The organism is Streptomyces sp. NBC_01445, from assembly GCF_035918235.1.
Classification (GTDB): domain Bacteria; phylum Actinomycetota; class Actinomycetes; order Streptomycetales; family Streptomycetaceae; genus Streptomyces.
Genome location: NZ_CP109485.1, coordinates 5,821,023 through 5,842,986 on the forward strand (window position 1 = coordinate 5,821,023; position 21,964 = coordinate 5,842,986).

Annotated in this window: 20 protein-coding genes; 9 read left to right on the forward strand and 11 right to left on the reverse strand. The window is 72.0% G+C overall.

Features of this window, described 5'->3' with window-relative positions; translation table 11 throughout:
* Positions 1–7: 7 nt before the first annotated feature.
* Positions 8–1,030 carry a GlxA family transcriptional regulator gene (locus OG574_RS26630; RefSeq protein ID WP_326775247.1) on the reverse strand — a complete coding sequence of 341 codons (1,023 nt, stop codon included), beginning with the start codon at positions 1,028–1,030 and terminating at the stop codon, positions 8–10.
* 86 nt (positions 1,031–1,116) lie between these two features.
* Here OG574_RS26630 and OG574_RS26635 point away from each other — a divergent pair, with 86 nt between their 5' ends.
* Positions 1,117–2,457, forward strand: a complete 1,341-nt coding sequence (locus OG574_RS26635; protein ID WP_398376702.1) for an MFS transporter — start codon at positions 1,117–1,119, stop codon at positions 2,455–2,457.
* Here the strand turns inward: OG574_RS26635 and OG574_RS26640 are convergent, their stop codons facing one another.
* The 4 genes from OG574_RS26640 to OG574_RS26655 all read right to left on the reverse strand — a co-directional run bounded on the left by OG574_RS26640 (position 2,458) and on the right by OG574_RS26655 (position 7,599).
* Complete coding sequence (locus OG574_RS26640; RefSeq protein WP_326775249.1) at positions 2,458–3,075, reverse strand: flavin reductase family protein; 618 nt, start codon at positions 3,073–3,075, stop codon at positions 2,458–2,460. It lies immediately after the preceding gene.
* 83 nt (positions 3,076–3,158) lie between these two features.
* Positions 3,159–3,947, reverse strand: coding sequence for an enoyl-CoA hydratase/isomerase family protein (locus tag OG574_RS26645; RefSeq protein WP_326775250.1), 789 nt, complete (start codon positions 3,945–3,947; stop codon positions 3,159–3,161).
* Between the two features lie 64 nt (positions 3,948–4,011).
* Positions 4,012–6,228 carry an acetate--CoA ligase family protein gene (locus OG574_RS26650; RefSeq protein ID WP_326775251.1) on the reverse strand — a complete coding sequence of 739 codons (2,217 nt, stop codon included), beginning with the start codon at positions 6,226–6,228 and terminating at the stop codon, positions 4,012–4,014.
* A gap of 219 nt (positions 6,229–6,447) precedes the next feature.
* Positions 6,448–7,599 (reverse strand): flavin-containing monooxygenase, encoded by a 1,152-nt coding sequence (locus OG574_RS26655; RefSeq protein WP_326775252.1) that lies wholly within the window; start codon positions 7,597–7,599, stop codon positions 6,448–6,450.
* 149 nt (positions 7,600–7,748) lie between these two features.
* Here OG574_RS26655 and OG574_RS26660 point away from each other — a divergent pair, with 149 nt between their 5' ends.
* The 4 genes from OG574_RS26660 to OG574_RS26675 are packed head-to-tail and all read left to right on the forward strand — an operon-like array spanning position 7,749 to position 10,108.
* Positions 7,749–8,201, forward strand: coding sequence for a DoxX family protein (locus tag OG574_RS26660; RefSeq protein ID WP_116512441.1), 453 nt, complete (start codon positions 7,749–7,751; stop codon positions 8,199–8,201).
* On the forward strand, positions 8,198–8,614 hold the full coding sequence (locus tag OG574_RS26665; protein WP_326775253.1) for a Zn-ribbon domain-containing OB-fold protein: 417 nt from the start codon (positions 8,198–8,200) through the stop codon (positions 8,612–8,614). Before OG574_RS26660 ends, OG574_RS26665 begins: the two co-directional genes overlap by 4 nt.
* 24 nt (positions 8,615–8,638) lie before the next feature.
* On the forward strand, positions 8,639–9,526 hold the full coding sequence (locus tag OG574_RS26670; RefSeq protein WP_326775254.1) for a GNAT family N-acetyltransferase: 888 nt from the start codon (positions 8,639–8,641) through the stop codon (positions 9,524–9,526).
* A gap of 6 nt (positions 9,527–9,532) precedes the next feature.
* The gene (locus tag OG574_RS26675; protein ID WP_326775255.1) at positions 9,533–10,108 is read left to right on the forward strand and encodes a GNAT family N-acetyltransferase; all 576 of its coding nucleotides are present in this window, start codon (positions 9,533–9,535) and stop codon (positions 10,106–10,108) included.
* A gap of 10 nt (positions 10,109–10,118) precedes the next feature.
* Here the strand turns inward: OG574_RS26675 and OG574_RS26680 are convergent, their stop codons facing one another.
* From OG574_RS26680 to OG574_RS26695, 4 genes are all read right to left on the reverse strand, one after another.
* Positions 10,119–10,772 carry a pyridoxine/pyridoxamine 5'-phosphate oxidase gene (locus tag OG574_RS26680; protein ID WP_326775256.1) on the reverse strand — a complete coding sequence of 218 codons (654 nt, stop codon included), beginning with the start codon at positions 10,770–10,772 and terminating at the stop codon, positions 10,119–10,121.
* Positions 10,773–10,870: 98 nt separating this feature from the next.
* On the reverse strand, positions 10,871–12,322 hold the full coding sequence (locus OG574_RS26685; RefSeq protein ID WP_100596173.1) for an amino acid permease: 1,452 nt from the start codon (positions 12,320–12,322) through the stop codon (positions 10,871–10,873).
* Positions 12,323–12,474: 152 nt separating this feature from the next.
* Entirely contained in the window at positions 12,475–13,431 is a 957-nt protein-coding gene (locus OG574_RS26690; protein ID WP_326775257.1) for a hypothetical protein, read from the reverse strand.
* Between the two features lie 223 nt (positions 13,432–13,654).
* Positions 13,655–14,833, reverse strand: a complete 1,179-nt coding sequence (locus OG574_RS26695; RefSeq protein ID WP_326775258.1) for a thiolase C-terminal domain-containing protein — start codon at positions 14,831–14,833, stop codon at positions 13,655–13,657.
* Between the two features lie 202 nt (positions 14,834–15,035).
* Here OG574_RS26695 and OG574_RS26700 point away from each other — a divergent pair, with 202 nt between their 5' ends.
* Positions 15,036–16,244 carry an acyl-CoA dehydrogenase family protein gene (locus OG574_RS26700; protein WP_326775259.1) on the forward strand — a complete coding sequence of 403 codons (1,209 nt, stop codon included), beginning with the start codon at positions 15,036–15,038 and terminating at the stop codon, positions 16,242–16,244.
* Entirely contained in the window at positions 16,244–16,720 is a 477-nt protein-coding gene (locus OG574_RS26705) for a nitroreductase family deazaflavin-dependent oxidoreductase (protein WP_326775260.1), read from the forward strand. The genes OG574_RS26700 and OG574_RS26705 overlap by 1 nt, the downstream gene beginning before the upstream one ends.
* Before the next feature lie 99 nt (positions 16,721–16,819).
* Here OG574_RS26705 and OG574_RS26710 read toward each other — a convergent pair whose 3' ends face one another.
* A complete protein-coding gene (locus OG574_RS26710; protein ID WP_100596046.1) occupies positions 16,820–17,467 on the reverse strand; it encodes a TetR family transcriptional regulator in 648 nt (215 codons plus the stop codon).
* Between the two features lie 299 nt (positions 17,468–17,766).
* On the opposite strand from OG574_RS26710, the gene OG574_RS26715 reads away from it, so the two are divergent.
* Positions 17,767–18,453, forward strand: coding sequence for a VOC family protein (locus OG574_RS26715; RefSeq protein WP_326775261.1), 687 nt, complete (start codon positions 17,767–17,769; stop codon positions 18,451–18,453).
* A gap of 225 nt (positions 18,454–18,678) precedes the next feature.
* Complete coding sequence (locus tag OG574_RS26720) at positions 18,679–21,084, forward strand: outer membrane protein assembly factor BamB family protein (protein WP_326775262.1); 2,406 nt, start codon at positions 18,679–18,681, stop codon at positions 21,082–21,084.
* Here OG574_RS26720 and OG574_RS26725 read toward each other — a convergent pair.
* A complete protein-coding gene (locus OG574_RS26725) occupies positions 21,081–21,842 on the reverse strand; it encodes a hypothetical protein (protein ID WP_326775263.1) in 762 nt (253 codons plus the stop codon). The two genes, OG574_RS26720 and OG574_RS26725, sit on opposite strands and share 4 nt — an antisense overlap.
* Between the last annotated feature and the right edge of the window lie 122 nt (positions 21,843–21,964).

The window sequence follows — 21,964 nt, forward strand, 5'->3', positions numbered from 1 at the left end:
GCCGGGCCTACGTGTTCTGCATCGCGCCCTGCACGGTCGTGGCGTGGAACGTGCGGCGGTACGCCGTCGGCGTCACGCCCAGTGCCGCCTGGAGGTGCTGCCGCATCGACTGCGCCGTGCCGAAGCCCGACTCGCGCGCCACCTGGTCCATCGACAGGTCGCTCGACTCCAGGAGGTGCCGGGCCCGCTCCACCCGCTGCTGGGTGAGCCACTGGCCCGGGCTGACGCCGGCCTCTTCGCGGAAGCGGCGCGTGAAGGTGCGTACCGACATCGCCTCCTGGGCGGCCAGGTCGCGCAGCTGGAGCGGTTCGTGAAGGTGGGCGAGCGCCCAGGCGCGCGCCTTCGTCGTCGTCGCGAGCTGGGGTTCGGGGACGGGGCGGTGGATGTACTGGGCCTGCCCGCCGTCGCGGTGGGGCGGGACGACGGTGTGGCGGGCCACCTCGTTGGCCACCGCCGTGCCGTGGTCCCGGCGGACCAGGTGCAGGCAGAGGTCGATGCCCGCGGCGACGCCGGCCGACGTCAGGACGTCCCCGTCGTCGATGTACAGGACGTCCGCGTCGACCTTGATCTCGGGGAAGAGCCGCTGGAAGTGTTCCGCCGACGTCCAGTGAGTGGTCGCCGGGCGCCCGTCCAGATAGCCGGCCGCCGCGAGGACGTAGCTGCCGGTGCAGATCGACACCATCCGTGTACCGGTCCTGACCTGCGCGAAGGCCGCCGCCAGCTCGTCGGTGAGTACGCCCTCGTCGACGACGGGGCCGAGCTCGTACGACGCGGGCACGACCACGGTGTCCGCGGTGGCGAGCGCCTCCGGGCCGTTTCTGATCAGGACGGCGAAGTCGGCGTCCGTCTCCACGGGGCCGGGTTCCCTGACCGAGCACGTCACGACCTCGTAGAGCGGCCGGCCCGCGGAGTCCTTGGCGCGGCTGAAGATGCGCTGGGTGATGCCGAGTTCGAAGGGGAGCACGCCGTCGAGGGCCAGGACGACCACACGGTGGGGGCGCTGCGTTCGGGGCGCGGGAGTCTCGGGCATGGCTCCGAGTGTATGGCCCGATCCTAGCGAAGGCTGTCTTTCGGGCCACTCGCCCGGAGCGGGTCCGTGATCCGATGCTGTCTGCTGTGACGCACACAACCGACATCGACGCCGCGGCCAAGGGCTCGCCCGGCGCGGGCGCATCCCGTCCGCCCCGCCCCCGTCCCCGTATCCACCGCGCCTGGTTCGTGGCCGCCGTCACCTTCGTGACGATCATCGGAGCCGCCGCCTTCCGGTCCCTGCCGGGGCTCTTGATCGACCCGCTGAACGAGGAGTTCCACTGGTCGCGCGGCACCATCGGGCTCGCCGTCTCCATCAACCTCGCGCTCTACGGGCTGACCGCGCCCTTCGCCGCCGCCCTCATGGACCGGTTCGGCATCCGGCGCGTGGTCGCCGTCGCCCTGGTCGTCATAGCGGCCGGCTCCGGCCTGACCGTGTGGATGGACTCGGCCTGGCAGCTCCTGCTGTGCTGGGGCCTGCTCGTCGGACTCGGCTCCGGCTCGATGGCCCTCGCCTTCGCCGCGACCGTCACGAACCGGTGGTTCACCGCCCGGCGCGGGCTCGTCACCGGGATCCTCACGGCCGCTTCCGCGTCGGGGCAGCTCATCTTCCTGCCGCTGCTCTCGTGGATCGTCGAGGTGCACAAGTGGCGGCCCGCGGCCGTGACGGTGGCGCTCGCGGCCCTCGCCGTCGTGCCGTTCGTGTGGCTGCTGCTGCGCGACCACCCGGCCGACGTGGGGACCACCCCGTACGGCTCCTCGGAGTTCGTCGAGAAGCCGCCGCCCGTCACCGGGGCCGCCCGCCGCACCTTGAGCGTGCTCTTCAAGGCCGCCCGTACGGGTCCCTTCTGGCTGCTCGCCGGGACGTTCGCGATCTGCGGCGCCTCCACGAACGGGCTCGTCCAGACGCACTTCGTACCGGCCGCGCACGACCACGGGATGCCGATCACCGCGGCGGCCTCGCTGCTCGCCGTGGTGGGGGTCTTCGACGTCGTCGGGACCGTGGCGTCGGGCTGGTTCACCGACCGCTTCGACCCGCGGCGGCTGCTCGCGGTGTACTACGCGCTGCGCGGGGTCTCCCTGCTGTTCCTGCCGATGCTCCTCGCCCCGTCCGTCCACCCGCCGATGATCTTCTTCATCGTCTTCTACGGGCTCGACTGGGTCGCCACCGTGCCGCCCACCCTGGCCCTGTGCCGTGAGTACTACGGCGAGGACAGCGCGATCGTGTTCGGCTGGGTGCTCGCCTCGCACCAGGTGGGCGCCGCGCTCGTCGCCTTCCTCGGCGGCGTCGCCCGTGACACGTTCGGCTCGTACGACGTCGTCTGGTACGCGTCCGGCGCGCTGTGCGCGGCGGCGGCCCTGATGGCGCTGGTCATCCGGCGCCGGAACGCCGATGCCGATGGCCTGCTGGTGGCCGACCTCGCCTGATCAGTGCTCGAAGCGGCCGAACACGCCCTTGTGGAACAGCAGCGGGGACGCCTCGCCCTCCGTCGTCCCGAGCGCCTCCACCCGGCCCACCACGATGAGGTGGTCCCCGCCCGTGTGGACCGCGTGGATCGTGCAGTCGACCCACGCGGGTGCGCCCGCGAGCCGCGGCGAGCCCGTCACCGGCGCCGCGTCGTGCTCGACGCCCGCGAACTTGTCCGCGCCGCTCACCGCGAAGGACCGGCACAGCGCGCCCTGGTCCGCGCCCAGGACGTTCACGCAGAAGACGCCGGCGCTCGCGATGCGCGGCCAGGTCGTGGACGTACGGGCCACCATGAACGCCACCAGTGGCGGGTCCAGGGAGAGCGAGGAGAAGGACTGGCAGGCGAAGCCGGCTGGGGGAGCGCCGGGGTGCGGGGGCGGCGCCGTGACGACCGTGACGCCGGTGGCGAAGTGGCCGAGGACGCGGCGGAACTCGCCGGGGTCCAGTGGCGCCCGCTCGTCCTCGCCCACCGCCCGTAGCTCCGGACGCGGCAGTGCGTCCACCGGCTCGGCCGACGTGGGCGCACCGACCGACCGGAGGTACCTGACCACCGTCGCTGCCATTCCTGCGTGTCCCATCACACCTACGATTGAAGCTGACGATGCGTCAGATAGGAAGTGGTGGGCCCGAATTCGATGACGGCGGCCGGCTGCGAAGTCGGCTACCGGCCCTTGTACGTCGGGTCGCGGCGCTCCTTGAAGGAGGCGACGCCCTCCTGTGCGTCCGCCGTCGTCATGTTGATCTCCTGTGCCGTCGCCTCCGCCGCGAACGCCGTCGCGCGGTCCGACTCCAGGGAGGCGTTGACCAGCTGCTTGGTCATGGCGATGGCCCGCGTCGGACCGCTCGCCAGGCGCGCCGCCCACTCCTGGGCCGTCTTGCGCAGCTCCCCGTCCGGGACCGTGCGGTTGACCAGGCCCAGGCGTTCCGCGTCCGCCGAGGAGAGCGCGTCGCCGAAGAACATCAGCTCCTTGGCCCGCTGCGGCCCGATGAGGCGCGGCAGCAGATAGGCGCCGCCCCCGTCGGGGACCAGGCCCCGGCGCGCGAAGACCTCGATGAACCGGGCCGACTCCGCCGCGAGCACCAGATCGCACGCGAACGCCAGATGCGCCCCGATCCCGGCCGCCGTCCCGTTGACCGCCGCGACGACCGGCTTCTCGCAGTCCATGACCGCCGCGATCAGGCGCTGCGCGCCCAGCCGGATCGTGCGGGCCACGTCACCGGGCACGCGCGGCCCCGAGGCCGGCGCACCCCGCAGGTCCGCCCCGGCGCAGAACCCCCTGCCGGTCGCCGTGATGACGACGGCGCGCACGTCCGGGTCCGCGGAGGCGCTGTTCAGGATGCCGATGATCTCCTCACGCTGGTCCCAGGTCAGCGCGTTCATGGCCTCGGGACGGTTGAGTGTGATCCAGGTGACGGCGTCGGCGGTGGTGCACTCGATGGTGGCGGACATGACCTCTTCTTCCCTGTACGGAGGCGGGCGCGGGCGGCAGGCGTGTGCGCGGTACCGGCTGGGCTCAGTGGCAGACGGCCAGCGCGTCGAGCGCCACCGCGCCCTGGCCCCTGGGGAGCACCATCAGCGGGTTGATGTCCAACTCCGCCAGGTCGTCGCCCAGTTCGAGGGCCATCCGCTGGACCCGCAGGACGACCTCCACCAGCGCGTCCATGTCCACGGGCGGCGCCCCCCGCATCCCGTCCAGAAGAGGCCTGCCCCGCAGTTCGTCGAGCATCGCCCGCGCCTGGTCCTCCGCGAACGGCGGCACCCTCACCGCCGTGTCCCGCAGCACCTCCACGAGTACGCCGCCCAGGCCCACCGTCACCGTCGGGCCGAACAGGTCGTCCTGCGTGACCCCGACGACCATCTCGACGCCCCGCTCGACCATCTGGCAGACCAGGACGCCGTCCAGGTCGAGGCCCTCGTAACGGGCGATGTCGGTGAGTTCCCGGTAGGCGTCCCTGACCTGGCTGGCCGAGGTCAGGCCGACCTTGACCAGGCCGAGGTCCGACTTGTGGGCCAGCCGCGCCCCGGACGCCTTCATGACGACGGGGTAGCCGACCTGCCCGGCCGCCCGTACGGCCGCCGCGGCGCTGGTGACGAGCTGCTCGCGCGGTACGCGGATGCCGTACGCCCGCAGGAGCTGCTTCGCGGCGTGCTCGCTGAGCTGGCGGCCCGGGCGCATCAGGGCCTGGGCCTTGCGGAAGGAGGGGGAGGGTGTGCGGGGCGCCTCGGTGAACGGCGAGCGGTAGGCGGCCGTGAACCGGTGGTGGTCCAGATAGGCGCGCACGGCCGTGATGCAGTTCCCGAACGTGCGGAACGTCGCGAGGCGCGAGGAGCCGAGAAGCGTCTCGCGGTAGGCGTCCTCGGTGCCCAGCGGCGAGCCCCAGACGACGCAGATCAGCTTGTCCGTGCGCTCCGCGGCCTCTGCCAGGTCCCGGGCCAGCTTGTCGCTCATCGGGGGGAACGGGCCGGTGATCGGGCAGATCAGGACGCCTATGGACGGGTCCTGGAGGATCGACTCGATGATTTTGGGGCCGCGCCAGTCACCCACGGGGTGGCCGCCGTTGTCGATCGGGTTCGCGACGTTGAGGTACTCCGGGATCCACTGGTGCAGCTCCTGCTGCTTCGCCTCGGACAGCGCCGGCAGGGTCAGGCCCGCGCGCGTGGCCAGGTCGGCGAAGTGGGCGCCGGTGCCGCCGGATATCGAGTAGACCGCCACGCCGTCGGCGCGCGGGGGCCGCGCCCGCGCCAACAGGGCCGCCGTGTCCTGGAGTTCGTCGAGTCCGTCGACCCTGATCACGCCGAACTGGCGCATCGCCGCGTCCACCACCGTGTCCGCGCCGGTCAGCTTGCCCGTGTGCGAGGCCGCCATGCGGGCACCCGTCTCGGTGCGGCCGACCTTGACGGCCACGACGGGTACGCCGTTGCGCGCCGCGCGGTCCGCCGCGAGCAGGAAGCCGCGCCCGTCCTTGAGGCCCTCCACGTAACACGCGATCGCCCCGACCTCCGGGCGCTCGGCGAAGTACGAGATGAAGTCCGCCGTCTCCAGGTCCGCCTCGTTGCCCGTGGGCGCCCAGTGCGAGAGCCGTACGCCCAGCTCCTGCATCGTGTAGAGGGGGCGGCCCTGATGGCCGGACTGCGTGATCAGGGCGATGGCCGGCCCTTCGAGGTCCTCGCGGAACTCGGAGAACGCGTTCAGGTTGGTGTTCGGGCCCAGCAGGCGCATACCCGAGCGGCTGACCGCCGCGGACAGGGACGACTGCGCGGCCGCCCCCTCCTCGCCCGTCTCGGCGAAGCCCGACGCGAAGGCCACCGCGAACTTCACCTTGGCCTGCGCCAGTTCCTCGATGACCGGCAGCGGGTCCGAGATGAGGAGAACGGCGAGGTCGACGGGTTCGGGCAGCGCGGAGACGCCCGGCGAGCACGGGATGCCGAAGACGGTCTCGCGGGTGGGGTGCACGGGGTGGAGGCGGGCGCCCACGCGCTCCGCCCACGCGATCAGCTGCCGCGTGATGCCCGTGTTCGGGCGGCCCTCGGCGTCGGACGCGCCGATGACCGCTATCGATTCGGGCCGGAAGAAGCGGTCCAGGTCGGGCACCTCACGGTGCAGTGGCCTGCCGCTCACGTCCAGGTCGTCCGCCCTGCTGTGCACGGCGGGTGCCGGCTGCTCTCCGCAGGCGATCGTGCGGGCCCGGCGGGGGTCGGTGGTCAGGGTGCCGTATGTCGATCCAAGCATCGGGTCCGCCCGCTCCTCGACTGGTGCTCACGTAACTGACGTAGTGTCAGATTACTGAACTGACGCTGTGTCAGGAACAGGGCTGCACGCAAAGGCTGTTACGGGTGTTCCCGCGGGCGTGCGGGTTGGAACGGCGGGATGTGGCCACTGTGCAATGGGTGGCGTCGCGAGCGGATGGCTGTGTGCGGGTCGGTGGCCGGCCGGCGGCGCCGGCCGGGATCAGCCCGCGATCGCCCTCGCGATCTTCCGTGCGTCCAGGGCCAGTTCGCGGAACATGCCGCTGATCGGGTTCGTGTAACCCGTGAAGTAGAGGCCGGGCGCGGCGGGATCGGTCCGCCGGCCGTGCCTGGTCGGGCGGCCCCGGTCGTCGAGGACGCCGAGGTGGCCCACCAGGTCTTCCAGTGCGCGCCGGTACCCCGTCGCCGCGATCACCGCGTCGGGGGTGATGTGCGCGCCGTCCGCCAGGACCACCTTGCCGTCCTCGAACGACTCGACGGCCGCGACCGGTTCGACCCGGCCCGTGCGTACGGCGTCGATCAGGCCGACGTCCTGCACGGGGATCGCGCCCTCGCGCACCCGCGAGTAGAGGCCGGTCGTGGGTCTGGGCAGGCCCTGTTCCGCCAGGTCGGGCACGCTGAGCTTCGCCATCGGGCGGGCCAGGCGGTCCACGAGCGCCACGGGCAGCCTGCGGCACAGGATGCCGGTCCGCTGTGTGGGCCAGCCCGCGGTGGACCGGCGCACCATGTGGGGCGCCGTGCGGACCGCGAGCCGGACGCGGGACGCGCCGCCCTCGGCGAGGTCCACGGCGATCTCGGCGCCGGTGTTGCCGACGCCGACGACCAGCACGTCACGGCCCGCGTACGGCTTCGCGTTGCGGTAGTCGCCCGCGTGGAGGAGCTCGCCCGTGTACGAGGAGCGGCCCGGCCAGTCGGGCAGGCGCGGGGTGTGGTTGTAGCCCGTGGCCACCACGACGGCGCTCGCGGCCAGTTCACGGCCGCCCGAGGCGCGTACGAGCCAGCCGTCCTCTGTGCGCTCCACGCGCGAGACCGCCACACCCGTGACGATCTCCAGCTGGTGGTGCTCGGCGTACTTCTCCAGGTAGCGCACGACGTCGTCGCGGGACACCCAGCGGCCGAAGCGGCGCGGGATCGCGAGGCCCGGGAGCCCGGAGAGCTTGCGGGTGGTGTGCAGGTGGAGGCGGTCGTAGTGGCGGCGCCAGGACGCCCCGACGTGCTCCGACTTCTCCAGGATCACGGCGCGTACGCCCCGCTCGCGCAGCGCCGCGGCTGCGGCGAGGCCGCCCGGGCCGCCCCCGATGACGTACACGGGGCGGTCCTGGTTGCGTGCGGCGGGCGCGGGGGTGGTGACCATGAGTGCGAGCGTAATCACGGTTCGATTTGATGGGTCTCGGTCAAGACCGGAATCGGTTGCGAATTCATCACGGCGTACGCCCCTTGCGGTAGCGCCCCCGCGTGCGCTGAACTGACGTTCCGTCAGAAACGGAGAGGAGGGCCCCGGTCGTGGACTCGATCTGGCTCGACGGCGTCGAATGGCTGGCCGTGCTGCGCATAGGCCTCGGACTGTGGTGGCTGGAGAGCTGGCGGCACAAGGACAAGAAGGGCTGGTTCGAGCGGGGCACCGGCATCGCCTGGGCCGCCGACGTCGCCGCGAAGCACCGGTGGAACGCCGTGCGCAGCGGCTTCGGCGCGGTCGTCACCCCCCGGCCGAAAGTGATGGCGTACATCGTCGTCTACGCCGAACTGGCCCTGGGCCTCGGGCTCGTGGTGGGCCTGCTGACACCCGTGGCCCTCATCGGCGGGCTGCTCCTGAATCTCCTGTACCTGGTCCTGATGATCCACGACTGGGCCGAGCAGGGACAGAACGCGATGATGGCCCTCATCTCGCTCGTGGCGCTCTTCGCCATGTCCTGGCAGGCATGGTCTCTCGACGCGGCGATCGGACTCTTCCTGTGACTCTTCCCGCGACCGTACGGTTCGACCTGCCCGAGCCCGACGCGTTCACCCGCCCCTACTGGGACGCGGCCGCCGACGGGACCCTGCTGCTCCGCCGCTGCCGCGCGTGCGAGCGGGCCCATCACTATCCGCGCGAGTTCTGCCCGCACTGCTGGAGCGAGGACGTCGTGTGGGAGCGGGCGTCCGGGACGGCCGTCCTCTACACCTGGTCCGTCGTCCACCGGAACGACCTGCCGCCCTTCGGCACCCGCACCCCGTACATCGCAGCCGTCGTCGACCTCGCGGAGGGCCCGCGGATGATGACGGAAATCGTGGACGCGGAGGGCGACGAGCTGCGCGCAGGAATGCCCCTGGAGGTCACCTTCCGCCAGGTGGAGGGCTTCGCCGTCCCCGTATTTCGCTCGCGGACGTGAGGGGACGCGCGGCACCATGCGGTCATGACAGAGAGCCCCGCTCCCCTGCCCGGCTGGCACCTCACCGCTGACGTCGACGACTTCCTCGCCCGCGCGGGCGACTACCTGCGCGCCGAGCCCGCCCTGCACACGGTCGCCCTCAGCGTCACCGCGAGCCTGCGGGAACGGGGGCCGGCGGTGTACGGGGCGCGGGGGCAGCTCTTCGGGGTGCTGTACGGGCCGGACGGCCGCGTGAGCGGGACGTTCCTGTGGACGCCGCCGTTCCGGATCAGCATCAGCCCCCTGGACGGGGAGCAGGCGGACGCTCTCGCGGTCGCGCTCCAAGGGCGGCCGGTGCCCGGCGTGTTCGGGGTCGACGCGGCCTCGGCCGCCTTCGCCGACGCCTGGCAGTCCCGTACGGGAGCGCGGGCCCACCGCGCCGTCGAGCAGCGCCTCTACCGGCTCGGGGACCTCACCCCGCCGCATCCCGCACCCGCCGGGCGGCACCGCGTCGCCACCGAGGCGGACCGGGAGCTGCTGGTCCGGTGGCGCAACGCGTTCGCCGCGGACGCCGGCACTCCGGGCGGCGCCTCGGGCGCGGAGGAATGGGCCGACGAGCGGATCTCGTACGGCGGCGTCACCCTCTGGGAGACCCCGGACGGCGCGCCCGCCTCCATGGCCGGCGTGACCCGCGAGGCCGCCGGAGCGGTCCGGGTCGCGCCCGTCTACACCCCCAAGGAGCTGCGCGGCCACGGCTACGCGGGAGCGGTCACCGCCGAGGTCAGCCGCGCCGCCCGGGCCGCGGGCGCGAGCGAGGTGCTCCTCTTCACCGACCTCGCCAACCGGACCAGCAACGGCCTCTACCTGCGCATCGGCTACCGTCCCGTGCGGGACTTCGCCGTCCACACTTTCACCGCCCCCGAGAACGGCTGACAGCTCATGACCGACACTCCTGAGATACGTGGCCACGGACTGCTTCTGCGGGCCTGGCGGCCCGGGGACGAGGGGGACGCCGCCGCCGTACTGCGCGGGCTCGGCGATCCCGAGTTCCGGCGCTGGAACACCCCGCTCACCCCGGTCGACGACCTCGCCGGGGCCCATGAGTACCTGCGCTCGCGCCAGGAGGCGCTGGCGAGTGGTGAATCCGTGGCGTGCTGCGTCGCCGACGAGAGCACGGGGGAGGTCCTCGGGCACGTGGGTCTCAACGCGATCATGCCCGCGTTCCGCAGCGCCCACGTCGGCTACTGGGTGCTGCCCGAGGCCCGTGGGCGCCGTGTCGCGACCCGTGCGCTGAACCTCGCGTCCCGGCTGGCCTTCGGTGAACTCGGCCTCCACCGGCTCGAACTCGGCCACGCACTCGGGCACGAGGCGTCCTGCCGGGTCGCCGACCGCGGCGGCTACCGGTACGAGGGCACGCTGCGGGGCGCGATGTTCGAGGCGGGGCGGCAGGACGTCTTCCGCGACGTGCACCTGCACGCCCGCCTCGCCTCGGACCCCGAGCCGCCGGTGGCGTGAGCCGGCCGCGTCACGGCCAGAGCAGCTCCCGTACCCAGCCCGTCTCCGTGCTGCGGTACCTGAGGCGGATGTGGCGGCGGCGGGTGTCTCCCTGGAAGAACTCCACCTCGCGCGGGGCCAGCGCGTACGCCGTCCACGTGGGGGCGGGGGCCTTCGGGTCGGCTTGCGCGCGCTCCCAGGCCGCGACCGACGCCCGCTCCAACTCCTCCTGTGAGACCAGGACTTCGCTCTGGTGGCCGACCAGGGCTGCGGCCAGCGCTCCCGTCGAGCGGACGTGCAGGTCGGCCTGGCCCACCTCGGGGGACTGAGTGGTGACATCACCGCGAACACGGATCTGGCGGCCCTGCGACGGCCAGTAGAAGCCGAGCGCGGCCCGGGGGTGCGCCGTGAGCTGGCGGCCCTTGGCACTGCCCGCGTGGGAGGCGAAGTGGAAGCCGTCCTCGTCGGCGCCGTGCAGCATCACCGTACGGACGTCGGGCAGGCCGTCCCCGTCCACCGTCGCGAGCGACATGGTGTGCGGCTCGGTCTGGCCGGCGGCCACCGCCTCGGCGAACCACTCGACGAAGAGCGGCAGCGGGGCGGACGGGGCCGCGGACGGGTCGAACGCGGGCAGTTCGGTGTCCCAGACGCGCAGGGACTTCAGGATCTCTTGCAGTTCGGGCATGCACCGATTCTCGCGGTGAACGCGAGCGCCCCGCCGACCGGTCCGTCCGGAAGGCGGGGCGACGCGTACGACAGGCGAGTCCCGTCGGATGAGCCGCGTCAGATGAGGTCCATCGCCGCGACCTCGTCCGGGCTGCCGTAGCTGACCGGGCCCTGGAAGCGGCGGCGGGCCGTCGCGAACCACCACACCGTCGCGATCACGAGTACGGCGACCAGGGCGATCGGCGCGTAGTTGAACGACGTCGCGTTGATCGGGGACGCCTGCGGCAGCATGAACAGGACGCTGCTCGCCACGATCCAGACCACCGCGATCGCGGCGACGGGCTTGCCCCAGCGTCCCAGGTTCCACGGCCCCTGCTGGAAGTCGTCGTGGCGCAGACGCAGATAGATCGGGACGGCGTACGCGAGGTAGAGACCCACGACGTTGACGCTCACGATCGCGGTGAACGCCGTGTGCGACCACCAGCCCGGCACCACGAGGACCAGCGAGCAGGCCGCCGCGAGCCACACGGCCTTCACGGGCGTGCGCGTGCGCGACGAGACCGAGTGCCACCAGCGGGAGCCCGGCATGGCGCCGTCACGCGAGAAGGCGAAGATCTGACGGGTGTTGCTCGTCATGTTGGCCAGGCCGCAGAACAGCATCGAGCCGATCACGATCAGCAGCAGGAGCTTCGCCGTCGTCATGCCGAGCGCGTCGATGAGGATCTGCACGGGCGGCGCCGACGCGCTCGCCTCCGCCGCGTAGTCCCCGATCGCGAAGACGAGGGCCAGCATCAGGATCAGGCCGGTGACCGCGGAGTAGCCGATCGCCCGCATGATGCCCTTGGGCGCGTTGACCGTCGCCTGGACCGTCTCCTCCGACATGTGGAAGCTGCCGTCGAAGCCGGTGAACGTCCAGCTGGTCACGAGGAGGCCGAGCAGGGCCGCGTAAATCCCGTTGGAGAACCCGGTGTTGTTGGTGAACTGCGTGACGACCGACGCGGACTGGTGGTGGTCCGGTACGGCGATCAGCGCGACCACGATGACCACCATGCCGACGAGGAGCCACCACACGGAGATCCGGTTCACCAGTGCCACCAGCTGCACCGTGTACGTGTTGGCGAGCGCCTGGAGCAGCAGGATCACCGCCGTGATCAGAACCGTCTGCTGCGCCGTCGCGTGGTACGACGGCCACTGCATGACGACGAACGCCTGGATGAACGTCGCCGCCGCGTAGCCCGTCGCCGCCGTGCCGCCGACCTGCCCCACGAAATTCAGCCAGCCCGTGTACCAGGACCAGGCGCCCTTGTGCCGTTTCGCCAGCTTTCCCGCCGAGAAATAGAGCGCACCGCTCGTCGGATACGCCGATGCAATTTCGGCCATCGACGCTCCGACGAAAAGCACCATGGCCGCGACGGCTATCCAGCCGAACACGAGAATGCGCGGTCCGCCGGCGTTCATCCCGAACCCGAAGGAGGAGAAGATGCCGGAGATGATGTTGATGATCGTGAAGGAAATCGCGAAATTGTCGAACGCCTTGAAGCGCCGGGTCAGCTTCCGCGGGTAGCCCATCGCGTGCAGCGTCGCGTCGTCGTCGAGCGCGGCGGCGGGCCGCCCGGATCTGCTGGGGGACGTGGGGGGAGTGGGTGTGCTGGTCAGGGGGTCGGACACAACCTCGGCCTTCCGGTGTGGGGGAATTTCCGAAACCTGTGGGGCGGGTGGGGTCAGGTGCCGTGGGGGACCGGCAGGCCGCACGCGCGCCGCGCCCTGCTGAGCTGTTCTCCGGGGTCACCGAAGACGCTCCACGGCATGCGGGACGCGTACGGGCCCATGGCCGTGAGCACTGCCCGCGCTTCGAAGGCGCACTGCGCCATGTGCAGCGCGTGCGCCAGATACGCCAGGTCGAGGACCGGCGTGAAGCGGTAACCGGCCACCTGCGGCAGCCAGTTCCGGTACGCGCCGAGCGCCGTCGCCTTCCACTGCGGCTGGTCCCAGGTGTGCTCGGCGAGGAGGTGCGCCGGGTTGTGGCCCTCGACGAGGGTGACCAGGGGCAGCAGGCGCAGCGGCGACGAGGCCGGGGCGCGCTGGCTCAGATACGCGGCCACGTCCCAGGCCGCGTTCGCGGTGCCGCCGTGCCGGGTGAAGAAGAACGCCAGGAACTGGTGGTGGGCCTCGCGGTGCCAGGGGTCGAGGCGCGTGACGTGCTCGAACTGGGCCCAGGGGCCGCGGGGTTCGGTGAGCAGGCCCTGCGGCGCGCGGTCGCGGGGCCGCTGGAGGCGGGCCATGGAGAGCCGGGCGGCCCACGGGGTGGGGTCCTTGGGCGCGAGGTCCGCGGCCCGGTCGCAGGCGGCGAGCGCTATCCGCCCGAGCGTCCCGATGCGCCGGTCGTGGGACTGGGCGGCGCGCAGGGTCCGGAACACGGCGACGCGCGCCCACAGCAGGGCGGCGTCGGGGCCGGGCTCCTCCTCCAGCCAGCGTTCCGCGAGGTCGGAGTCGGCGGCGACGGAGGCCAGGACGAGGGAGCGGTGGGCGCGCAGTCCGAAGTCGCCGTGCGTCTCCTTGAGGACCGAGTGCGCGCCGAAGTAGCGGCCCGCCTTTAAGTCCGTGCAGGCCCTGGCCAGCTCTCGGTCGTCGGCGGCGGGATGCCAGACGTACTGTCCTTCGAACGAGCCGGCGGTCATGCTCCCCTGCCACTGTTCTGCTTTTCCGTACGGACGACGGGGAGCACCCTACTCAGGATCATGGCCCACGGAAACTGTGCATCCCAAATAACAGGTTCCGGGTTGTTTATGACGCGGCGCGCGTCCCACCATCCGATTTCGGGTTCGCGAGCGGTTTATTGAAATTGCAAATTTATTGTGCCGGTTCCCGGTTTCTTATGGACGCGGGCTCATGGACGAGGTCTCAGGATGTGCCGAGCACCACCGTTCCCGACGAGCAGAACCATCCGCCCGTGCCGGACGCCACCGCGAGCCGCGGCAGCCGTCCGCCCCCCTTGCGCACCTGGCGCTCCCCGGCCTCGCCCCGCAGCTGCCGTACCGCTTCCACCAGCAGGAACAGGCCCCGCATTCCCGGGTGTTGGGCCGACAGGCCACCGCCGTCCGTGTTCGTGGGGAGCTCGCCGTCCCGCAGCAGCCGTCCCTTCTCCACGAACGGTCCGCCCTCGCCCTTCGCGCAGAACCCCAGATCCTCCAGCGTCACCAGCGTCATGTACGTGAAGGCGTCGTAGATCTCCGCGAGGTCGACCTCGTCGGGCGTTACGCCCGCCCGCTCGAAGGCGAGCTTCCCGCTGACGGCCGCCGGGGACACGGTGAAGTCGTCCCACTCGGACATCGTCGTGTGCGACACGTGCTCACCCGAACCGAGCACCCACACCGGGGACTTGGCGCAGTCGGGGAGCAGGTCCTCGGCGACGAGCAGCACGGCGGCGCCGCCGTCCGAGCGTATGCAGCAGTGCAGTTTCGTGAACGGGTCCGCGATCATCGGCCCGTCGAGCACGTCGTCCACGGTGACCGGGTCGCGGAACATGGCCTCCGGGTTCAGCGCGGCGTTCGCCCGCGCCTGCACGGCGACCTCGGCGAGCTGTTCAAGGGTGGTGCCGTACTCGTGCATGTGGCGCCGCGCCGCCATCGCGTACTTGGCGATCAGCGAGTGCCCGTACGGCACCTCGAACTGGAGGGGGCCGCGGGCGCCGAAGCTCAGGTTCGACGTGCGCCGTCCGGCCTTGATGTCGGCGCGGGCCGTCGACCCGTAGACGAGCAGGACCGCGCGGGCATGGCCCTGGGCGATGGCGTCCGCCGCGTGCGCCGCCATCACCTCCCAGGTGGAACCGCCGACCGAAGTCGAGTCCACCCAGCGGGGTTTGAGCCCCAGATACTCGGCGACCTCGATCGGCGCGAGGATGCCGAGGCCCGCGCTGGCGAACCCGTCGACGACGTCGGGGGTGAGTCCGGCGTCGGCCACGGCGCGGCGGGCGGCCTGGGCGTGCAGGGCGTAGGGAGTGGCCTCGTCCACGCGGCCGCAGTCGGAGAGGGCGATGCCGGCGATGGCGACCCGGCGGGAACCGTGAAGTGCGGCAGTCATGAATCTGACGGTACATCAGATCGGCTGATCCGCCAGAGGATGTCTCCGTGCGCACGTCCGTGCACACCCCTGCGCTTACGTCTGCGCATATCGCTGTACACGCCTCTGCGCATATCTCTGTGCATCCCGTCCCCGCCGCCCTAACATGACGCCCCGTCAGAACAGGGGTTCCGGGGTCGCCGGACCCCGGGGAGGAGCCCGTATGGACGCCGCCTTCACCGCGGAACAGGACGAGATCCGCCGCACCCTGCACGAACTCATGAACAAGCGCTGCGGCCCCGAGGACGTCAAGGCCGCCGTCGGCACCCCCGCCGGCTACGACCCGGCCCTGTGGTCGGCCCTCGGCGGCGAACTGGGCCTGCCCGGCCTGGCCCTCCCCGAGCAGTACGGCGGAGTCGGCTGCGGGACCACCGAACTGGCCCTGGCCTGCGAGGAGTCGGGCCGCGCACTGGCCCCCACCCCGCTCCTGGCCACCGCGGCGCTCGCCGCCCCGCTCGTCCTCGCCCTCGGTACCGAGGCCCAGCGTGCCGAACTGCTGCCCCGCGTCGCCTCAGGCGCCCTGACCGCCACGCTCGCCGTACCCGGCGAGGGCCTCGCCACCGCGCTCGGCCTGACCGGCGACAACCGCGGCGACTGGTCGGGCGGCGGCCGCGCGGGCGGCGTCCAGGCCAGGCGGGACGACCGCCATGACGGTGGCTGGAGGCTGTACGGGCAGGCCGACCAGGTCCTCGACGGACACAGCGCCGGCCTCTTGATCGTCGCCGCGCACACCGGCGGCTTCGCCCGCTCACGCACCCTGCTCTTCCTCGTGGACGGCGACGCGGAGGGAGTCGTCAGGACCCGCCAGACGTCCCTCGACGAGACACGCCCCCGCGCCCGGGTCGAACTACGGGACGTGGCAGCCGAGTTGCTCGGCTCGGCGGGGGGTGAGGGCGGCGAGGTGGCCGGCGCCCTCGCCGCCATGGGCGACGCGGCCGCGACCGTACTCGCCGCGGAAGCCGTCGGCGCCGCCGAGCGCGCCCTGGAACGGACCGTCGAGCATGTGCGCCAGCGCGAGCAGTTCGGGCGGCCCATCGGCTCCTTCCAGGCGGTCAAGCACCGCCTCGCGGACGTCTATGTCCAGGTGCAGGCGGCGCGCTCCGCGGCGTACTACGCGGCCTGGGCGGCGGGCTCCGGGAGCGGCGAACGGACGGGCGGTCTCGCTCTCGCCCAGGCCCTGGAAGCGCTGCGCACCGCAGCGTCCGAGGCCGTCCAGCTGCACGGCGGCATCGGCTTCACCTGGGAGCATGACGCCCACCTCTACCTCAAGCGCGCGACCGGCGACGAACTCCTCTTCGGGCCCGTCCACCTGCTGCGCGCACGCGCCGCGGAATCCGCCGAGCTCTTCACCCGCCAGGAGGCGACTGCCTGATGGCACCACCCGGAGCAAGACTGATGCAGAAGGTCTCGTCGACCCGAGCCTTCGCCCGCGTCGCCCCCCATTTCATCCCCGCGATGGACCGCACCGTGCACCGGCTCACCCGGGGAAAGGTGCTGCTCAGCGCCCAGATGCTGCCGGGCGTCATCCTGACCGCGCGCGGCGCGAAGAGCGGGCTGCCACGGCGTACGCCACTCGCCTGCATGCCTGAGGGCGAGGCGGGCACCTGGCTGCTGATCGGGTCCAATTTCGGCCGCCCGGGACACCCCGCGTGGACGGCGAACCTGATGGCCCACCCGGACGCCGAGATCAACTGGAAGGGTGAGGACATCCCGGTCACCGCCCGGCTGCTCGACTCCGGCGAGCGGGCACAGGCCTGGGCGGCGGTGCTCACGTTCTGGCCGCCGTACGCGAAGTACCAGGCGAGGGTGGAGCGGGAGATCAGGCTCTTCCGGCTGGTGCGCCGGTAAGGCGGGCCAGCGGCTGAAACTGCAACAGCGGCGGCTCACGTGAGACGCGAACCGCCGCTGCTCGACAGGACCGGGAAACCCGAAGGACCGCTTCGGGGGTTACTTCGTCGGCTTCTTGCCGGTGACGCCCAGGTGCACCAACAGGGCCAGATTGGGCTTGAGTTCGGCCTGCTTGACGCCCCAGGTCTGGAAGCCCTTCTGATGAGAGGCCACCGCCGCGAGCATCGCGACGAGCGAACCGGCCATCGCGGCGGGGCTCACGTCCTTGTCGACCTTGCCCTTGGCCTGGAGCTCCTTGACCGTGTCCGTAAGGGAGTTGTTCACGGAGTTCAGGATCTTCATGCGGATCTTGTAGAAGCGCTTGTCGCCCTCGGCCGCGCCGAGGTCGACGACGCGCAGGATCGCATCGTTCTTTCGCCAGAACTCCAGGAACCCGTCCACGAGTTCCTGCGAGGTCTGCCAGCCGGCCTTGCCGACCCACGAGCGGCCCTCGAGGAGCTGGGTCAACCCGGCTCCCTCCGTGGCCATTTGCTCGGCAATCTCCAGGACGGCGCCCTCGACGTCCGGGAAGTACTGGTAGAAGGTCGCCGGTGAGGTGCCTGCCTTCCGGGCCACATCAATGACTTTGACGTCCCGGTAGGGCGAGGAGCTGAGCATCTCGCCGAGGCACTCCAGCAGCTTCTGACGCGTCGCCTGACCACGCCGTCCGGCCACTCGGCCGTCGACGGTACGTACTTGTCCTGTCATGCCGTCAGCTTACCGAGGGGTGATCGGAGCGCGATTCGGCCGACTGCAAATGGGGTTGGAGGCTCCGGCACATGGGTTGATGAGGGGCCACCCGGGGCTTTTGCGCATGTGGGGGCCGGTGGGGTCGCGAACGTTATCAACAGCCTGTGGAAAACCCCGTGGATAAAATTGGCCAAGTGTTCGAATTGTGCGTGTCGCCGGCCCGCGGACGCGGCACCCTGCCACCCAGGAGACACCCATCCCCATAGTGACGTACGGCACACCCGCGTACGGCAGGTGAACAGGAAGGACGCACGCCGATGGAGTTCGCCGAGGGCGCCCCCTGCTGGGCCGACGCCGCGCTCCCCGACGTGGAGTCGGGCAAGCGCTTCTACGGCGACCTCTTCGGCTGGACCTTCGACGAGGGCGCGGGTGCGGAGTACGGCTACTACACGCAGGCCTACAGCGACGGCAGGAGCGTCGCCGCCCTCGCCCCGGACCGCGACGGCCGCACGCCCACCGGCTGGACCGTCTACTTCAAGGCCCGCGACGCCGAGACGCTCGCCTCCGCCGTGCGGGACGCCGGCGGGCGGCTGCTCGTCGAACCCCTCTCCATCGGCCCCTTCGGCACGATGGCGCTCGCCGCAGACCCCGAAGGAACCGTCTTCGGTCTCTGGCAGCCCGGCACCCACATCGGCTTCGAGGTGCAGGGGGAACCCGGCACGTTCCGCCGGACCGAACTCCACGCGCGCGACAGGGTGACCGTCGCCCCCTTCTACGCGTCGGTCCTCGGACACGGCCCCAGTGACCTCGGCTTGTCCATCGCCACTGGCGACGCCCCCGCCCACTTCCTCGTCCACTTCGCCGTCACCGACTGCGAGGCCACGGCCGACGCCGCCACCCGCCTCGGCGGCCGCGTAAAGGAAGAACCGTTCGACACCGCATACGGACGCGTGGCCGTCCTCACCGACAACCAGGGCGCCGACTTCGCCCTCCACCAGGGCTGAACGGGCCCCTCCGCGCCCCTCCCACTCCCTCCCGCCCCTCTTCCTCCTCCGCGGAACCCACCCGTAATGCGGCACCTCTCCCGTGACACCCCGATTTGCCCCCGGGTTCGCAACCGGAGCCCCGTACAGGAAGAATCGGGGTGCGTGCCGCCGTAGCGCTTCGGTGGTGAGACGCTGACCGGGGACTGTGCACAGCGACCCGGTCCCGTACGGGGAGGCAGGCAAGTGGTGGATCAGCTGACGCAGCACGATCCGAGGCGGATCGGCCCGTTCGAGGTCCTGGGACGGCTCGGCGCCGGCGGCATGGGACTCGTCTATCTCGCGCGCTCGGCATCCGGCCGGCGCGTGGCGATCAAGACCGTGCGGACCGAACTCGCCGAGGACCAGCTCTTCCGCGTCCGCTTCACCCGCGAGGTCGAGGCGGCCCGCGCCGTATCCGGCTTCTACACGGCAGCCGTCGTCGACGCCGACCCGCGCGCCGCCGTGCCGTGGCTCGCCACCGCCTACGTCCCCGCGCCCTCCCTCGAAGAAATAGTGAACGAGTGCGGGCCGCTGCCGGCCCAGGCGGTGCGCTGGCTCGCCGCCGGAATCGCCGAGGCCCTCCAGTCCATCCACGGCGCGGGCCTCGTCCACCGCGACCTGAAGCCGTCGAACGTGCTCGTCGTCGAGGACGGCCCCCGCGTCATCGACTTCGGCATCGCGTCCGGCGTCTCCAACACCCGCCTGACCATGACGAACGTCGCCGTCGGCACCCCCGCCTACATGTCGCCCGAGCAGGCCAAGGACTCTCGGAGCGTCACCGGGGCCTCCGACGTCTTCTCCCTCGGCTCCACCCTCGTCTTCGCCGCCACCGGACACGCCCCCTTCCACGGCGCCAACCCCGTCGAGACCGTCTTCATGCTGCTGCGCGAAGGCCCCGACATCGAAGGACTGCCCGCCGAGCTGCGGCCGCTCATCGAGTCCTGCATGAAGATGGAGGCACCGCTGCGGCCCTCGCCCGCGGACCTCCAGGCCCAGCTCGCCCCGCACCTCTTCGGCTCCGGCAGCGACGACAGCGGCACCGCGTCCGCCTGGCTCCCCGAGCGCTCCGTCGCGCTCATCGAGGAACGCAGGGGCGGACGGCCCCCGGTCAAGAGCAGCGGGCCAGGCCGCGGCGGCAGCGGCGGACGGGGCGTGCACGGCGGCGCCCCCGGCCCCATGCCGGCCATGCCTGCCCAGCCCCCCGGCCCGCCCCCGTCCCACGCCCCCGGCACCGGCGGCTGGCGCCCCGCGCCCGCGCCCGTCGGCACCTCGGGCCTCGCAGCCGACGCCGGGCCCGTACGCCTGGCCGGGGCGAAGGTCCCGATCGGCCCCGGCCCGCGCGTCGCCGACGCCCGCGCCGCCGCGGTGAAGGCACCGCCTGCCGACGCGGGCCTCGCCGCGTCCTGGTCCCGCCCCAAACCCGGCGTCAACGGCGCCCCCGATCCCGTGATCCCCGCCCCGGCCCCCGAGGCGGGCGCCGCCTGGCGGCCCTGGCGCTTCCGCATGTCGAACGACGTGTGGGGCACCCCGTCCGTGGCCGGCGACCTCGTCTACGTGACCTCTTTCGAGGTGCACGCACTCGACGTGTCCACCGGCCGCCGCCGCTTCAAGACGCGCGACGTCGCCTGGTCCATGGCCGTGGCCGACGGCCGTATCCACGCCTCCGACGGCCCCACCCTCTACGCACTCGACGCCCGCGAGGGACACGACCTGTGGCGGCTGCAGACCGACGCCTGGGTGTACTCCCTCAAGGCCGACCGCGGCACCGTCGTCACCGGCACCCGCGGCGGTGGCGTACAGGCCTGGGAAGCCGTCAACGGCGACAAGCTGTGGGAGATCACCGGCGCCCAGACCGACTTCGAGTCCCCCGAAGCCGGACCCGTCATCCACGACGGCACCGTCTACGTCTGGAAGGACGCCCGGCTGCGCGCGCTGGAGGCCCGTACCGGCGAGGAGCGCTGGTCGTACCCGATCGGCGACGCGGCCTCCTGCGGCGGCGTCCCCGTCCGCCTCACCCAGGCCTCCGACGGCTACGTCTACGTGGCCGCCGGCACCCGCGTCCTGGCCGTCGACGTCGCGAGCGGCCACGTCCGCTGGCACTTCGAGGCGCCCGCCGTGTTCCTCTGCCCGCCCGCCTTCGCCCCCGGCCCGGCCGTCACCGGCGGCGGCGTCTACCTCGCCGACCACCTCGGCACCGTCTACGCCCTCGACGCCACCGACGGCCGCGACCGCTGGCGCATCGCGACGGAACCCCGCCCCTCCTCCATCGAGCCGGTTCTCGTCTCGCACGGCCACGTCCACGTCGGCAGCGGCCAGGGTCTCTACACCCTCGACGCCGTCACCGGCACGCCCAAGTGGCGCTTCCAGGCGGGCGGCGAGGTCGTCGGCTCACCCGTCGTCGCCGACAACCGCATCCACTTCGGCGCCACCGACCACCTCCTCTACACCCTCAAGGCCGACGACGGCCGCCTCCGCTGGAAGCTCGCCACGGGCGGCGAGATCACCGGCGCACCCGTGGTCAAGGACGGCGTGGTGTACGCGTGCAGCAAGGACCGCTGCGTGTACGCACTGGACGCGGAAAAGGGCACGGGGACGGCCTCGGCGCGCTAGGGCTTGTCGGTCGGCCTGTCACCCGGGTGCCGGCCAGGCTGCTCACCCGGCTGCTCGTAGGGCTCGGTCGGCCTGTCGCGAGGCTGCTCGCCCGGCTGCTCGTACGGCGCCGTGTCGTCGTGCCGCCGCTCCTCCTCGTACCGCTCGTCCTCGTAAGGCGGCTCCTCGTAAGGGGGATCCGGATACGGGGGCTGCTCGGCGTACGGCTGCATCGGGCCCTCCAGCGTGTGCTGGGGACCGTCGAGCGTGGGTGCCGGCGGCGGGACGGGGTCGGTGAAGTGCGTGGGCTCCGGGCCGCTGTCACCGGCGTACCCCTGGTCCGCGTCAGCGGGGAGCCGCTTCTGCCGCCCGCTCATCACGGCCGCACCCAGCAGCAGCAGGACGCCGCCGACGGCCGCGCCGGCCACCCCCACACCGAGCCCGGAACCGTCACCGGCCACCACCATCCGCCCCTCCGCCTGCCCCACCCGCACCATCCACAGCACGGTGAACGCGAGCACCACCACGCCCGCGAACGCGACGAGCAGCCGCGACCGCAGTACGAGTCCGATCAGCGTCGCGGCGGCGGCCACCGCGAACGGCAGCAAGAGGGAACCGAACAACTCCGCACGCGCGTCCGTCACTCCGGCACCCGAGAACAGGTCACCGAGGCGGTAGTAGCGCCCGTGACGGCCGTCGTACCACGCACGGAAGGGGCTGGAAACGGCGGCCGTCGCTCCGAGGAGAGCGAGGATCGACCCAAGGACGTTGCGGACCATGCGCAGCCTCCTGAGTGCGGCCCGGTTCGGCTCTCGGTCCCGACGCTACGCCGGGAGCACACCCCTCGCCACGCGGCGCTGCTACGGTGTCGGGTCGCCAAAAGGAACGCACGGATCACCAT

Excerpts from the sequence above, each read along its gene's own strand:
- OG574_RS26630 (WP_326775247.1), bottom strand. The coding sequence starts at position 1,030 with ATGCCCGAGACTCCCGCGCCCCGAACGCAGCGCCCCCACCGTGTGGTC.
- OG574_RS26640 (WP_326775249.1), bottom strand. The coding sequence starts at position 3,075 with ATGGGACACGCAGGAATGGCAGCGACGGTGGTCAGGTACCTCCGGTCG.
- OG574_RS26645 (WP_326775250.1), bottom strand. The coding sequence starts at position 3,947 with ATGTCCGCCACCATCGAGTGCACCACCGCCGACGCCGTCACCTGGATC.
- OG574_RS26650 (WP_326775251.1), bottom strand. The coding sequence starts at position 6,228 with ATGCTTGGATCGACATACGGCACCCTGACCACCGACCCCCGCCGGGCC.
- OG574_RS26655 (WP_326775252.1), bottom strand. The coding sequence starts at position 7,599 with ATGGTCACCACCCCCGCGCCCGCCGCACGCAACCAGGACCGCCCCGTG.
- OG574_RS26670 (WP_326775254.1), top strand. The coding sequence starts at position 8,639 with ATGACAGAGAGCCCCGCTCCCCTGCCCGGCTGGCACCTCACCGCTGAC.
- OG574_RS26675 (WP_326775255.1), top strand. The coding sequence starts at position 9,533 with ATGACCGACACTCCTGAGATACGTGGCCACGGACTGCTTCTGCGGGCC.
- OG574_RS26680 (WP_326775256.1), bottom strand. The coding sequence starts at position 10,772 with ATGCCCGAACTGCAAGAGATCCTGAAGTCCCTGCGCGTCTGGGACACC.
- OG574_RS26685 (WP_100596173.1), bottom strand. The coding sequence starts at position 12,322 with ATGGGCTACCCGCGGAAGCTGACCCGGCGCTTCAAGGCGTTCGACAAT.
- OG574_RS26690 (WP_326775257.1), bottom strand. The coding sequence starts at position 13,431 with ATGACCGCCGGCTCGTTCGAAGGACAGTACGTCTGGCATCCCGCCGCC.
- OG574_RS26695 (WP_326775258.1), bottom strand. The coding sequence starts at position 14,833 with ATGACTGCCGCACTTCACGGTTCCCGCCGGGTCGCCATCGCCGGCATC.
- OG574_RS26700 (WP_326775259.1), top strand. The coding sequence starts at position 15,036 with ATGGACGCCGCCTTCACCGCGGAACAGGACGAGATCCGCCGCACCCTG.
- OG574_RS26705 (WP_326775260.1), top strand. The coding sequence starts at position 16,244 with ATGGCACCACCCGGAGCAAGACTGATGCAGAAGGTCTCGTCGACCCGA.
- OG574_RS26710 (WP_100596046.1), bottom strand. The coding sequence starts at position 17,467 with ATGACAGGACAAGTACGTACCGTCGACGGCCGAGTGGCCGGACGGCGT.
- OG574_RS26715 (WP_326775261.1), top strand. The coding sequence starts at position 17,767 with ATGGAGTTCGCCGAGGGCGCCCCCTGCTGGGCCGACGCCGCGCTCCCC.
- OG574_RS26725 (WP_326775263.1), bottom strand. The coding sequence starts at position 21,842 with ATGGTCCGCAACGTCCTTGGGTCGATCCTCGCTCTCCTCGGAGCGACG.